12 protein-coding genes and 1 riboswitch are annotated in these 12,663 nt (G+C 65.5%); of the genes, 8 read left to right on the top strand and 4 right to left on the bottom strand.

Annotated elements, in window-relative coordinates; genetic code table 11:
• The first annotated feature begins 68 nt into the window (after positions 1 to 68).
• Positions 69 to 1,637: a DUF4403 family protein gene (locus IF803_RS10535; RefSeq protein ID WP_461192159.1), complete on the top strand. Its 1,569-nt coding sequence runs from the start codon at positions 69 to 71 to the stop codon at positions 1,635 to 1,637.
• A gap of 152 nt (positions 1,638 to 1,789) precedes the next feature.
• A complete protein-coding gene (locus IF803_RS10540) occupies positions 1,790 to 3,004 on the top strand; it encodes an ABC transporter substrate-binding protein (RefSeq protein ID WP_461192100.1) in 1,215 nt (404 codons plus the stop codon).
• 83 nt (positions 3,005 to 3,087) lie between these two features.
• Here IF803_RS10540 and IF803_RS10545 read toward each other — a convergent pair whose 3' ends face one another.
• Both IF803_RS10545 and IF803_RS10550 read right to left on the bottom strand, forming a co-directional pair.
• Positions 3,088 to 6,156, bottom strand: coding sequence for an alpha-mannosidase (locus IF803_RS10545; protein ID WP_461192101.1), 3,069 nt, complete (start codon positions 6,154 to 6,156; stop codon positions 3,088 to 3,090).
• Between the two features lie 223 nt (positions 6,157 to 6,379).
• Positions 6,380 to 6,919 carry a PRC-barrel domain-containing protein gene (locus IF803_RS10550; protein ID WP_028344227.1) on the bottom strand — a complete coding sequence of 180 codons (540 nt, stop codon included), beginning with the start codon at positions 6,917 to 6,919 and terminating at the stop codon, positions 6,380 to 6,382.
• Here IF803_RS10550 and IF803_RS10555 point away from each other — a divergent pair.
• Positions 6,903 to 7,139, top strand: a complete 237-nt coding sequence (locus IF803_RS10555; RefSeq protein WP_411782059.1) for a hypothetical protein — start codon at positions 6,903 to 6,905, stop codon at positions 7,137 to 7,139. The genes IF803_RS10550 and IF803_RS10555 overlap by 17 nt on opposite strands.
• A 114-nt stretch (positions 7,140 to 7,253) precedes the next feature.
• Here IF803_RS10555 and IF803_RS10560 read toward each other — a convergent pair whose 3' ends face one another.
• Entirely contained in the window at positions 7,254 to 7,631 is a 378-nt protein-coding gene (locus tag IF803_RS10560; RefSeq protein WP_028344225.1) for a PRC-barrel domain-containing protein, read from the bottom strand.
• Between the two features lie 280 nt (positions 7,632 to 7,911).
• Between IF803_RS10560 and IF803_RS10565 the strand changes: the two genes are divergently transcribed.
• A complete protein-coding gene (locus tag IF803_RS10565) occupies positions 7,912 to 8,649 on the top strand; it encodes a response regulator (RefSeq protein ID WP_018273044.1) in 738 nt (245 codons plus the stop codon).
• Between the two features lie 2 nt (positions 8,650 to 8,651).
• Complete coding sequence (locus IF803_RS10570) at positions 8,652 to 10,010, top strand: ATP-binding protein (protein ID WP_461192102.1); 1,359 nt, start codon at positions 8,652 to 8,654, stop codon at positions 10,008 to 10,010.
• 26 nt (positions 10,011 to 10,036) lie between these two features.
• Here IF803_RS10570 and IF803_RS10575 read toward each other — a convergent pair whose 3' ends face one another.
• Positions 10,037 to 10,234: a hypothetical protein gene (locus IF803_RS10575; RefSeq protein WP_028332600.1), complete on the bottom strand. Its 198-nt coding sequence runs from the start codon at positions 10,232 to 10,234 to the stop codon at positions 10,037 to 10,039.
• Between the two features lie 370 nt (positions 10,235 to 10,604).
• Here IF803_RS10575 and IF803_RS10580 point away from each other — a divergent pair, with 370 nt between their 5' ends.
• The 3 genes from IF803_RS10580 (at position 10,605) to thiS (ending at position 12,631) form a co-directional block, all read left to right on the top strand.
• Positions 10,605 to 11,129, top strand: a complete 525-nt coding sequence (locus tag IF803_RS10580; RefSeq protein ID WP_461192103.1) for a transglycosylase SLT domain-containing protein — start codon at positions 10,605 to 10,607, stop codon at positions 11,127 to 11,129.
• A 171-nt stretch (positions 11,130 to 11,300) separates the two neighbouring features.
• A riboswitch (TPP riboswitch) is annotated at positions 11,301 to 11,442 on the top strand.
• Positions 11,430 to 12,443: an FAD-dependent oxidoreductase gene (locus tag IF803_RS10585; protein WP_461192104.1), complete on the top strand. Its 1,014-nt coding sequence runs from the start codon at positions 11,430 to 11,432 to the stop codon at positions 12,441 to 12,443. (Overlaps the previous riboswitch by 13 nt.)
• Positions 12,434 to 12,631, top strand: a complete 198-nt coding sequence (gene thiS / locus IF803_RS10590) for a sulfur carrier protein ThiS (RefSeq protein ID WP_461192105.1) — start codon at positions 12,434 to 12,436, stop codon at positions 12,629 to 12,631. Before IF803_RS10585 ends, thiS begins: the two co-directional genes overlap by 10 nt.
• Positions 12,632 to 12,663 lie beyond the last annotated feature (32 nt).

Raw genomic sequence — 12,663 nt, forward strand, 5'->3', positions numbered from 1 at the left:
CCGCCACACTGGCGCCCTCGTCGGGGGGCCTGTACAAGCCGTCAAGTTGATTTTCATCCGGGGGAATGATGCGTCTACCGATGCATCCAAGGACGATAGCGCTCGGGATCGCGGTGGTGCTGGTCTCGTTCGTGATCAGCCTCAAGGCAATGGACTGGCTCGCGCCGAGCGTCACCGTGCAGAAGCCGAAGCTCGCAGAGCTGCCGCCGCTGCCGCAGGCGCCGCGTTCCTCGACGATCGTGGCGCAGGTCTCGGTCGCGCTGTCGGCAATCCGCGACGCCGCCGAACGCGGCGCGCCGAAGACCTTCGGCGGCAAGGCCGACAACCCGGTCCAGCAAATCCTGCAAAATGCCGACATCGGCTGGACCGCATCGCGCGGGCCGATCGCGGCCACCGGTGCGCAGGACGTGCTGACGCTGACCACCCCGATCAACGGCACGCTCAAGGTCACCGGCGCGCTGTCCGCCAAGGCAACCGGCGCGGTCAGCGACGCGCTCGGCAGCCTGCTCGGCGGCAATGTCGCCAAGCAGATCGGCGCCGTGAACATCAAGAACGTCAACGCCAACGCCGAGATCAAGGGCAACGTCACCCTCACCGCGCGGCCGAAGCTCGGCGCGTCCTGGCGGATCGAGCCGAACCTGCAGGCACAGGTCAATCTCGGCGACACCAGCCTGTCGACGGCCGGCGTCCGCATCAGCGTGCCGGCCCAGGTCAAGCCTGTCATCGACAAGGCGGTCGCCGACCAGATTTCCGTGGTCGAGGCCCGATTGCACAACGACCCGGTGTTCCAGAACAACGCCCGCGCGCAATGGGCCAAGGCCTGCCGCTCGATCCCGCTGCAAGGCACCGGCGGCACCACCTCGATGCCGCCGATGTGGCTCGAACTGCGACCGACCCGCGCGATCGCCGCGCAGCCGAAGGTCGACGCGTCCTCGCTGATCCTGACGATGGGGATCGAGGCCGAAACGCGGATCACGGAGGCGCAGACCACCCCGAACTGCCCATTCCCGGAAAAACTCTCGATCGTGCCGCCGATGGCGAGCCAGGTCGCGATCGGCCTGCCGGTCGACCTGTCCTTCACCACGCTGAGCCAGCTGGTCGAGGCGCAGCTCAAGGGCAAGACCTTCCCCGAGGACGGCTCCGGGCCGGTCGACGTGACCGTCAAGAGCGCGAGCATCGCCGCCTCCGGCGACCGGCTTCTGATCTCGCTGCTGGTGCACGCCAAGGAGAAGGCCAGCTGGTTCGGCCTGGGCGCCGAGGCGACCGTGCACATCTGGGGCCGGCCGCGGCTCGACCAGCCGTCGCAGACGCTGCGGCTGACCGACGTCGAGCTGGCGGTGGAATCCGAGGCCGCGTTCGGCCTGCTCGGCGCCGCCGCGCGCGCCGCGATCCCGCACATGCAGCAGACCCTTAACGACCGGCTGGTGGTCGACCTGAAGCCATTCGCGACCAACGCGCAGCGCAAGGTCGCCGCGGCCATCGCCGACCTGCAGAAGAACGAGGAAGGCATCCGCGTCGACGCCGAGGTCAACAGCATCCGGCTGGCCGGCATCGACTTCGATTCCAAGACGTTGCGGGTGATCGTGGAAACCGACGGCACCATCAAGGCCGCCGTCACCGCGTTACCGGCGCTGTAACCGAGCCGTCTCGAGCGGGGGGAGGTAACAAGGCCTCCATCCGCCCCTGTCCTGCCCATGCTCAAAAAGTCGTCTTTGCGACAGCTTGTCGCAGCGGCTAGAACGCCCCGGTGGAAGCAACCCTCAACGAAAAAGTCAGGGAGAAAAACACGATGAAAACACTCTTGGCCGCAGCGGCGGCCGGCCTCGCGCTCGCGGTCTCCGCGACCGCGGCGAACGCCCAGATCTCCGACGACGTCGTCAAGATCGGTGTGCTCACCGACATGTCGAGCCTCTATGCGGACGCCACCGGCAAGGGCTCGGTCGCCGCCGTCGAGATGGCGGTCGCCGATTACGGCGGCAAGGTGAAAGGCAAGCCGGTGCAGGTGATCGCAGCCGATCACCAGAACAAGCCCGACGTCGGCGTCAACATCGCACGCAACTGGTACGACAACGACAAGGTCGACGCGATCCTCGACGTGCCGACCTCGTCGGTCGCATTGCCGATCTCGGCGCTGACGCGCGACAAGAACAAGATCCACATCAATTCCGGCGGCGGCTCCTCCGATATCACCGGCACCGCCTGCTCGCCCAACACGGTGCACTGGACCTACGACACCTATGCGCTGTCGAACGTCGCCGGCAAGGCGATGGTCAAGCGCGGCGAGGACACCTGGTTCTTCGTCACCGCCGACTACGCCTTCGGCATGGCGCTGGAGCGCGATGCCGCCAATGTCGTCAAGGAGAGCGGCGGCAAGGTGCTGGGCGACGTGCGTCATCCGCTCAACTCGTCGGACTTCTCGTCCTTCCTGCTGCAAGCGCAGGCCTCCAAGGCCAAGGTCGTGGCGCTGGCGAACGCCGGCGGCGACACCACCAACGCGCTGAAGCAGGCTTCCGAGTTCGGCCTGACCCAGGGCGGCCAGAAGATGATCGCGCTGCTGCAGGAGATCACCGACACGCATTCGCTCGGCATCAAAGCCACCCAGGGCCTGATCGTCACCGACGCCTTCTACTGGGACATGAACGACGAGACCCGCGCCTTCTCGAAGCGCTTCAACGAGAAGGTCGGCCACATGCCGACCATGATCCAGGCCGGCCTCTACTCGGCGACCATGCATTACCTGAAGGCGATCGAGGCCATCGGCACCGACGAGGCGCCGAAGGTGATGGCCCAGATGCGCGCCACGCCGGTCAACGACTTCTTCGCCAAGAACGGTCATATCCGGATCGACGGCCGCATGGTGCACGACATGTATCTGTTCGAGGTCAAGAAGCCCGAGGAATCCAAGGGCGAGTGGGACCTCTACAAGCTGATCGCCACCGTGCCCGGCGACGAGGCGTTCCGCCCGCTCGACAAGGGCGGCTGTCCGCTGGTGAAGTCGAACTGACGGCTAGTCCACACCGGATCGCGTCGAGCGATGCGATCCGGCCTCTCCGCGCAAGCCGGGCGGGTGAAAGTTCACCGCAAGCACTACGCCTGGAAGACCCGCAGCGTTGCGATCTGGAACGGACGCAGCGCCAGGCGGCACCCGCGATCCTCGATCGGCAGGGCCTCGATGCGGTCTTCCAGGGTGTTGCTCATCCACACCGACGCGATGTCGACGCCGAAATCGAGCGCCGCGGCGGCGCGAATGCCTGCGCTCTCGTAGAGCCGCACCACCCAGCCGTCGCCATCCTCGGCGGGCTTGATCGTATCGATGATCACGTTGGCCGGGGACGCGGCCAAAAGCGAATGTCGCAACGGCGCGCGCGGTTTTCCTTTCGTCCACAGCACCGGACGTTCGAACCGCAAGGCGCGTCCGACCGTGTCCGCGCTGCGCCAGTCGCCGTGATGGGGATAGATCGCATAGCGCATCCGGTGCCGCCCGATATCGGCCTGCGGATCAGGCAATTCGGAGCCGCGCAGCAGCGTCAGCGCGAGCTGGTTGCCGAACGCCGAATAGCCGTGACGGCAGTCGCTGAACAGCGACACGCCGAAATCCGGCTCGGCGAGATCGGCCCAGCGATGGCCGGGCACCTCGTACTTGGCCGCATCGGCATCCGTGTTGGCATGCGTCGGCCGCTCGGTTGCGCCGAACATGGTTTCATAGGTTGCGTTCGATGCACGGCAGGCCACCGGAAACATGACCTTCAGCGCCGTCTTGCGCTCCTGCCAGTCGACCGTGGTTTCGAATTCGAGATGATCGGCGCCGGCATCGAGGCGGATCACCTGCGCGAGCCGGCTCGCGCGTCCGAGCCCGCGCTCGAAACGGACCTCGCCGCGCAGTCCGCCATCCGACAGCACGGCGCAGCTCACCTCCCCTGCCGCCTCGCGCGCGGTCTCCAGCGCGAACGGATCGATATCCCATGCCTCGAAATCGAGCGGCCGGTCATCGAGCAGCAGCAGCCGGGCTGCCGGTGATGCGAAGGTCTCGCGACCCGTCGCAACGTGCAGCAGCGACCGAACAAGCCCGCTGCGATCAATGCGCGCTTCGAGCCGCGCGTTCGACAGCACGAAGCCGTCCGCATCGGCGGCGACCACAACTCGATCGTCGGTCGTCGTCGTTTCGCCCGCCGCAAACGGCGCGGCGACGATGTAACGAAGGTCGCCGTCGGGGTCGGACGCGACCTCGGCACGCGCGCAGCCCAGCGTGTTGATGGGTGTCCAAGTGCCGTCTTCGGGATCGCACAGTGTCGCCAGCACGGCTTGCGTGCGACGCCCGGCCTCCTCCGCCACGCCGGCGAGTTCGACCTCGGCACGTTCATAGACCTCGCGGATGCTGCTGCCGGGAATGATGTCGTGGAACTGGTTGACCAGCAGCGTGCGCCACAGCGCTTCGATCTCCTGTGCGGATGGCGCCGGTTGCCGGCAGGCAGCCGCGACAGTGGTCACGAATTCGAGTGCCTGAAGGCCGGCCTCACAAGCACGGTTGAGGCGCTTGGTCTCGGCCTGCGTGGTGTAGGTGCCACGATGATATTCGAGATAGAGCTCGCCCTCGATCGTCGCCAGATCCGGCGCTGATATCGCCAGGCGGTCGAAGAACTCGTCGACGGAGCGAATCTGGATCCGCGGCAGCCCCTGCAAGTCCGTTGCGCGCTGCAACGTCTCGAGCATCGCCTCGTCGGCACCGCCACCACCGTCGCCATAGCCGAACAGATAGAGTGCGTCGGACGAACGGTCGGCGTCCTTGTAATTGGCGGCGTGATAGCGGAGCTCCGCGACCTGCGCCGATCCGTTGTAGGTGTCCGCCGGGGGGAAGTGCGCCAGCACTGTGCTGCCGTCCAGTCCGCGCCAATGGAAGCTGTGATGCGGCGGTGAGGTGAATTTGTTCCACGACAGCTTCTGGGTCAGGAAGCGCGACATCCCCGCCGACTGCATCAGCTGCGGCAGCTGGGCGTCGTAGCCGAACACGTCGGGATTCCAGAACACGCTGGAGCGCGCGCCGAACGTTTGCTCGAAATAGCGCTGACCATAGAGGAACTGACGGCAGATCGACTCGCCCCACGGCAGATTGCAGTCCGGCTCGATCCAGCTGCCGCCGACCGGAATCCATTGGCCCGCGGCGGCCTTGGCGCGAATTCGGGCGAACAGGTCAGGGTCATTCTGCTCGATGACGGCATACTGATAGGCCTGCGAGCAGGCGAACTTGAAATCGGGATAGCGTTCCATCAGCGCCACCGCCGTGGAGAAGCTGCGTTGCGCCTTGCGCCGGGTTTCCGCCAGCGGCCACAGCCATGCCGTGTCGAGATGGGCGTGGCCGATCGCCGACATCTCGTGGGTGATGCTGCCGTTTCGTGCCGCCAGCAGACCATCGAGGATCGCCCGCGCCGCCGGCCATGTCGCGCGATCGTCGGGATCGGTGATGTTGCAGATGCGGTTGAGATCGTGCAGCAGGCGCCCCGCCCAGGTCCGATCCAGCGCCGGCTGCGCCGTCTCTCCGACAGCTCCGTATGACCTCGACCTTGTCGTGGGATCGCGGTCAGCCTCGAGCTGGCGCAGCACTTCGTAGTCGAAATAGAATGCCGAGGCCTCGGGATCGAAGCGGCGCAGCTCGCAGGCGACCAGCGCGTAGGCCTGCGGATCGCTCCAGAACGCGCCGAACAGGCCGTTGCAGGCCACCTCCACATGGAAGCTGACGGTCTCCCCGCCGCGGGCCGACTGAACGAGCGGCGCGATGTGGCGGCCGGGATTGAGACCCTGCGAGGAACGTCCGTTGAGCCACAGCAGCGCTTCCGAGCGGCTGTCCCAATACAGATCCACGCGCGAGCCGGCCCAGGCCTGCGGCACCTCGGCCACGACGTGCACCCAATAGGTCGCCCACAGCGGTCCCAGCGTCTCGCCCAACGGGACCACCCGATAATCGAGCTTGAGCGCGTCCTCGAGGCTGATCCGTTCGGTGGGACCGGCAAGCGCGAGCGAAGTGACCGGCACGCTGCCGGCATGAATCTTCTGTTGCAGGCGCTCCGCAAAGCCTTGCAACCGGCGCCGCGTGTATTGCGGGTAGCGGCCGCGAATCCGGGCTACCGCGGGATCGCCGCTCTCGCGGTCCTTGTCATTCATCAGGTTCAGCCATTCAAAGAAGGATTACGTAAGCTCAATCGGTTGATGATGATTGAAACGGGTCGCTTCGCGGACCTCACCTTTCCGATGCCCTGGAGACGCGTTGTCCGAATTGGATTGCCTGACCTAATCCTTACATTCTTCCCGGATTTTATCCATCGGCCAACAAAAAGCGCGCCCGGCAGCAGCCGGACGCGCTTTTTCTTGCAGGTCGCGATATGCCTTAGTCGGTCGAGTACTTGAACTCAGGCATCGCCTTCAGCTCATCCTTGGACGCGTTGAACACGGCGTGATCCGGATACCAGGGATTCGGCTTCGACGCCGCCGCCGCCGGGGCTGCACCCGTGGTGGTGTTCGTCTTGGCGGTGCCGCCGGTGCTGTTGGACGCGCCGGTATAGGCGATCGGCTCGCTGACGAACTTCACCTTGTCGAGCGGCACGGCGACCAGATGCTCGCCGACGCCAAGGAAGCCGCCGACACCGATCACGACCGCCTTGATCGTACCGCTCTTGTCCATCAGCAGATCGTTGATCGACCCGACGCTCTCGTTCTTGTCGTTATAGACGCTGAGTCCGGCGACCTTCGACGCACGCCAGTTGCCCTTGAACTCGGTCGGCGACGTCGCTGACGTCGATGCCGCTGGAGCCGGCGACGTGGCCGCAGGAGACATCTTGTCGCCCTTGTCGGTTGGCGTCTGCGCAACGGCGACGGTCGCAAGCAGCGCGGTGCCGGCGAGGCCGGCGACGATGGATTTGACCAACATTGATGGCTCTCCTCTTCCAAAATCGATGCTGGGAAAACCCGTCATCTTCGCAACCGTTCCTAACGGACCTGCGATCAAAAGCCGCTTGGATGCCGAGGAACAGGGTGAGGACCTTTCAGCGCATGGAACGCTGCGCCGCTTGACGAAAGCGATCGTGATCTCTCAACTAAGCTTGCGGTTGAGCCTCACGACTGCGCCGGACGCGCAGTCCATGATGTGACGATGTTTGGCTCACTAAGTCGTCCCGGCGAACCGCGCTGCACAAGCCGCGCGCTCGCCCCGCGACCGCATCATCGATCGACGAGCGTCGGCATGCGCGCATGTTGCCGCGCGATCAGAAGCCGCCCCAATAGGGCGGCACGCCGTAGAAGCGATGCAACTCGACTTCCTGCGAGCGATCGCCCCAATCGAAATCCTTGTCGGCACGGAACGACGGCGCGCGCTTCAGCTCCTCGTCCTCGATGTCGAGCTCATAGGCCTCGAACTTCGGGTTGTAGTGCAGCCGGCCCCAGGGCAGCGGGATCAAATTGGTTCCAATGCCCAGGAAGCCACCGAAGCTCAACACCGCGTACGATACCTTGCCCGAGATCTTGTCGATCATCAGCCGCTCGATATGGCCGATCATGTCGCCATTGGCCCGGCGCACCGCCGTCCCCTCGACCCGGTCGCTTGCAATGAGCTGATGCGGCCTGGTCTCGACCTCGACAGCCATCTCACCCTCCCTGACCTGAAAGGGAAATAACGCGTCGCACGGGGGACGGGTTCCGCCCCCGGATATGACAGCCGCCCTTCCCTTTCTCCTGCTGCCATGGCGGCCAATGTGCTGTCCCTGGAGAGTTCTGCCCGCAATTCAGGGACCAGGATTGATGACAGAACGATAACTTTTCTCCCTGCCGCCGACCTGTTAACCCGGATAGCCGGGCAAGATTTCAGACACATACTGAAACAAAATTCCTGAGCCGCTTTCCCCGAATCACGGACAAAAGATCGGTATGACCCAGGCTGCGCCCAATATCCTTGTCGTCGAGGACGACCGCGAGACGCGGTCCCTGATCGCAAAATATCTCCGCACCAATTCCTGTCATGTCACGACCGCCTCCGACGGCCGCGAGATGGCCAAGGCGATGACCGATCACCGAGTGGACCTCTTGGTGCTCGACGTCATGCTGCCCGGCGAGGACGGCCTCAGCCTGTGTCGCAAGGTGCGGGCGGAATCGCAGACGCCGATCATCATGCTGACCGCGCGCGGCGAGGACGTCGACCGCATCCTCGGCCTCGAGATGGGCGCCGACGACTACCTGGCAAAGCCGTTCAACCCGCGCGAGCTGCTGGCGCGGATCAACGCGGTGCTGCGCCGGCAGGCTGCCGCGCGCAACGCCAGCGCGATCGAGGGCGCGACCACGCTGACCTTCCTCGGCTGGCGTATCGACATCCGCCTGCGCGAACTGCGCAACCCCGAAGGCGCGCGCGTCGCCATGACCAGCGCCGAGTTCGACTTGCTGCGCACCTTCTGCGAGCGGCCCGGCCGCGTGCTGTCGCGCGACAGCCTGCTCGACCTGACCCAGGGCCGCAGCGCCGGCTCGTTCGAACGTTCGATCGACGTGCTGGTCAGCCGCATCCGCCGCAAGATCGAGCCCGATCCGCAGGAAGCCACCATGATCAAGACGGTGCGTTCCGGCGGCTATGTGTTCACGCCGAGGGTGGAGGCGGTTGCCGCCACGAACAACTGACCATGAAGCTGCTGCGCGTGCTGAGTCTGCGGGGGATCGGCGCCCAGATGGCGGCGCTGGTCGTCGTTTCGATCGTCGCGCTGCATTTGATCATCACCGCCACCTTCCTGATCCATCGTCCTGATCGGCTGGAGCCTTCGGATCGCTGGCACACCCAGCTCGCCGCCGCCGCGCAACTGCTCGGGCATGCCCCGGCGTCGGAGCGGCCGCGGCTCGTGGCCGACGTCGCCCGTGCCTTCCCGCAACTTGCGATCGGCGACCTGCCGGCCGATGCCGGCGCGCTCACCGAAACCGATACGCCGAGCCTGCACGCGCTGCGCCGGCTCGGCGCCGGCTATCGCATCTTCCTGCTGCCGCGCGAGGCTGGCGGCACGCCGCATGACGGCGAAATTCGCCGCGTCGCGATCCGCCTGCCCGACGGCGCCATGTTCGCCGCCAACCTGACGCCGGATCAGCACATGCGGCCGTTCTGGGGCGGACCGTGGATGATGACGGTGCTGTTCGCCGTCATCAGCGTCACCCTGCTCGGCCTGTGGGCAGCATGGGCGCTGACCGCGCCGCTGTCGTCCTTCGTCAAGGCCGCCGAGACCTTCAGCCTGAACGGCGCCGCCGCGCCGCTGCCCGAGCGCGGTCCGGAGGAGATCCGTTCGCTGGCCCGGGCGCTGAACCGGATGCGCGAGCGCATCACCGCATTGATCGACGATCGCACCAAGATGCTGGCCGCGATCAGCCATGACCTGCGCACGCCGATCACGCGGATGCGGCTGCGCGCCGAATTCATCGAGGACGAGACCCATCGCCACCGCATGCTGCGCGACCTCGACCAGATGCGCTCGATGCTGGAATCGGTGCTGTCGTTCCTGCGCAACGACCGCAAGCTCGAGGAGATGACGCTGGTCGACATCGCGAGCACGCTGCACCTCGTCACCGATCAGTTCGCCGACATGGGACACAAGGTCAGCTACGCCGGCCCGCAGCATGCGATGGCGACCGCGCGGCCGGCCGACCTGCACCGCTGCATCACCAATCTGGTGGAGAATGCCGTGCGGTTCGGCGGCGAAGTGGCCGTCCGCCTCGACGTCAAGCCCGACCGCCTCGTCGTCGACATCGAAGATGATGGGCCCGGCATCTCGGATGCGCACAAGGCGAGCGTGCTGGAGCCGTTCGTGCGCGGCGACCAGGCGCGCAACATGGATGAGGCCGAAGGCTTCGGCCTTGGCCTGTCGATCGCCAACGCCATCGTGCTCGCGCATGCCGGCACGTTGTCGCTGCACGATCGCAAGCCGCACGGGCTCGTGGTCCGGATCGAATTGCCGGCGCGGCAACAGCAATTGCGGCCGCGGCAGAAATCCGCGGCCTGATCAGCGCAAGCCGATGTGATGAGACGTCAGGCGGCGAGCGGCGTAATTAGCTCCGCTTCCTCGTAGATCGCGATGGCCTCGAAGCGGTAATTGCAGGCGCGGCAATTCCACAAGAACGAGGAACGGCCTTCGCTGTGCTCCACCCAATCGGGGCGAGCGATCGGCTTACCGCATTGCGCGCAGGGATTTTCGCGAGGCATATAGCCGGTGTCCTGACGGACCATGGCGCATCTCCCGAATGTTGTTTCTTGCGTGCTTGGACAGAGCTGCTGACTGAACGATCGCGCACCCTGTCGTGGATGAAGTCTAGACCTTCATTGATTCGTTTGCACGACAAACTGCTGTGGATAGCGTGCGGCAAAATTAGTCAGAAAAATTACAAGGAAATTGCAGGCCAAGACAATTTTTGGCTGAGACGGTTGAAGCGAACAATTTGAAGCATCATTCGCGCAATCGTCGGCCGGCCCACCGGCATCCGGACAATCACGGACGCATAACGTTCGCTGATGCGAAGGTTTTGCCACATTCCTGCCCGCTCGCCGTACCAATGAGACCGCAGAACCGACGCGCATCTAAAAGCCCCGAGCGACTGAGATGAAGACCATACAAGCCCTTGGCTGCCTTGCCGCGATCGCGGTGCTGGCGTCCTGCGCGAGCGCGCAGGCGCAATCGCGCGCGCAATATGAGGCGATGGTGGCGGCCGAGGCCCAGGCGAACCTCGTGCCGGAAGAGCTGGTGCATCGCGTCATCGTGCGCGAGAGCAAGTACCATCCGCAGCTGATCGGACGCGGCGGCACCATCGGGCTGATGCAGATCAAGCTCGGCACGGCACGCGGCCTCGGCTACACCGGTACCGCCGAGGGTCTGCGCGATCCCCAGACCAACCTCAAATACGGCATCAAGTACCTCGCCGGCGCCTATCGCGCCGCCAATGGCAATCACGATCGAGCCGTGCGTTATTTCGCGGGCGGGTATTACTACGCCGCAAAGCGCCAGCGCGGGGATCACCTGAAGGAAGCGAAGCATGGCGGCGCGGGTGCATCGCCGAAGGAGCTCGCCAAGTCGGAGCAAATGACGGCCGATACCGCCGAGCCGAGGCCGGAACAGGCCGAAAAATAGCGCCGATCGCGTCCGGATCGCGCTGGTGGGTCGTGCCGTCCGCGACGCGCACCGTTCACACCGCTAATCACGCGATCGTTCCGCTAGCAAACTGGTGTGAAGAGGTGCGGCACCGCAGCGCGCCCGCGTCTGGCATACAAGTTGACACACAAGCCTATCCGCCTACATTAGGGGCGTTCCGAGGGGTGCTCCGAAGGAGGAGCTGAGATACCGCAAGCTTGGACTAGCCAGTAGGCAAATAGTCCGAGACCGCGGTGACCCTTTGAACCTGATCCGGGTCATGCCGGCGAAGGGACAGGGATGTATCAGACGTCAAGACCGCGGGGGGATTCTCCCGTCACCATCATCGGCGCAGGCATAGCCGGCGCTTGGCATGCGCTGTTGCTCGCAGAGGCCGGACGTGCCGTCACCCTGCATGAGCGCAGTGACGCCGCGATGACGGAATCCACAAGCCATTGGGCCGGCGGGATGCTGGCGCCCTGGTGCGAGGCGGAAGCCTCCGAGCCCGTGATCTCCCGGCTCGGCATCCGCTCGCTCGAGCTGTGGCGGCAGCACGTCCCGGAAACCCCGTTCAACGGCTCGTTGGTGGTGGCGCATCCGCGCGACCGCGCCGATTTCGAGCGCTTTGCCCGCCTTACCACCGGCCATCGCCGGATCGACGCCGAGGGCGTTCGCGCGCTCGAGCCGTCGCTCGAGGGCCGTTTCCGTGACGCCCTGTTCTATCCCGACGAGGGCCATGTCGAGCCGCGCCGCGTGCTGCCGCGGCTGCATGCCGCGATCGCCAAGGCCGGCGGCGCCATCAAGTTCGGCAGCGACGCCGATGCAACCGATCTCGACGGCCTCGTGATCGACTGCCGCGGCCTTGCCGCGCGCGACCGCGAGCCGAGCTTGCGTGGCGTCAAGGGCGAGATGATCATCATCGAGACCTCCGAGGTCGAATTGGCGCGCCCGGTGCGGCTGATCCATCCGCGCTGGCCGCTTTACGTGATCCCGCGCGGCGATGGCCGCTTCATGCTGGGCGCGACCTCGCTCGAGGCCGAGGACAACGGCGTCAGCGTGCGCTCGGCGCTGGAGCTGTTAGGCGCGGCCTATGTCGTGCATCCGGCGTTCGCCGAGGCGCGCATCGTCGAATTCGGCGCCGGCCTGCGCCCGGCATTTCCCGACAATCTGCCGAAAATCAGGATCGAGCAGGAACGCATCACGGTGAACGGACTCTACCGTCACGGCTTCCTGCTGGCGCCGGCGCTGGCCGAGCTGACGCTCGCCTATCTCGCGCGCGGCGAAATCGACAATGAGGTGATGCAATGCGCGTGATCGTCAACGGCGAGCAGCGGGAGATCAGTGCGGGCAGCGTCGACGCGCTGCTCGCCGAGCTCGCCTACGAGGGCACGCATTTCGCGATCGCGCTGAACTACGACGTGGTGCCGAAGAGCCGCTGGTCCGACACCGCGCTGAAAGCCGGCGACGAGATCGAGATCATCACGCCGCGGCAGGGAGGGTGATGATGGCTGGCGCACACACTCTCCCCATGTCG

The organism is Bradyrhizobium sp. UFLA06-06, assembly GCF_054820065.1.

What these genes read in the sequence shown, in the direction of transcription:
- IF803_RS10535 (WP_461192159.1), top strand. Translation starts at nt 69, where the DNA reads ATGCGTCTACCGATGCATCCAAGGACGATAGCGCTCGGGATCGCGGTG.
- IF803_RS10540 (WP_461192100.1), top strand. Translation starts at nt 1,790, where the DNA reads ATGAAAACACTCTTGGCCGCAGCGGCGGCCGGCCTCGCGCTCGCGGTC.
- IF803_RS10545 (WP_461192101.1), bottom strand. Translation starts at nt 6,156, where the DNA reads ATGAATGACAAGGACCGCGAGAGCGGCGATCCCGCGGTAGCCCGGATT.
- IF803_RS10555 (WP_411782059.1), top strand. Translation starts at nt 6,903, where the DNA reads ATGGATTTGACCAACATTGATGGCTCTCCTCTTCCAAAATCGATGCTG.
- IF803_RS10550 (WP_028344227.1), bottom strand. Translation starts at nt 6,919, where the DNA reads ATGTTGGTCAAATCCATCGTCGCCGGCCTCGCCGGCACCGCGCTGCTT.
- IF803_RS10560 (WP_028344225.1), bottom strand. Translation starts at nt 7,631, where the DNA reads ATGGCTGTCGAGGTCGAGACCAGGCCGCATCAGCTCATTGCAAGCGAC.
- IF803_RS10565 (WP_018273044.1), top strand. Translation starts at nt 7,912, where the DNA reads ATGACCCAGGCTGCGCCCAATATCCTTGTCGTCGAGGACGACCGCGAG.
- IF803_RS10570 (WP_461192102.1), top strand. Translation starts at nt 8,652, where the DNA reads ATGAAGCTGCTGCGCGTGCTGAGTCTGCGGGGGATCGGCGCCCAGATG.
- IF803_RS10575 (WP_028332600.1), bottom strand. Translation starts at nt 10,234, where the DNA reads ATGGTCCGTCAGGACACCGGCTATATGCCTCGCGAAAATCCCTGCGCG.
- IF803_RS10580 (WP_461192103.1), top strand. Translation starts at nt 10,605, where the DNA reads ATGAAGACCATACAAGCCCTTGGCTGCCTTGCCGCGATCGCGGTGCTG.
- IF803_RS10585 (WP_461192104.1), top strand. Translation starts at nt 11,430, where the DNA reads ATGTATCAGACGTCAAGACCGCGGGGGGATTCTCCCGTCACCATCATC.
- thiS (WP_461192105.1), top strand. Translation starts at nt 12,434, where the DNA reads ATGCGCGTGATCGTCAACGGCGAGCAGCGGGAGATCAGTGCGGGCAGC.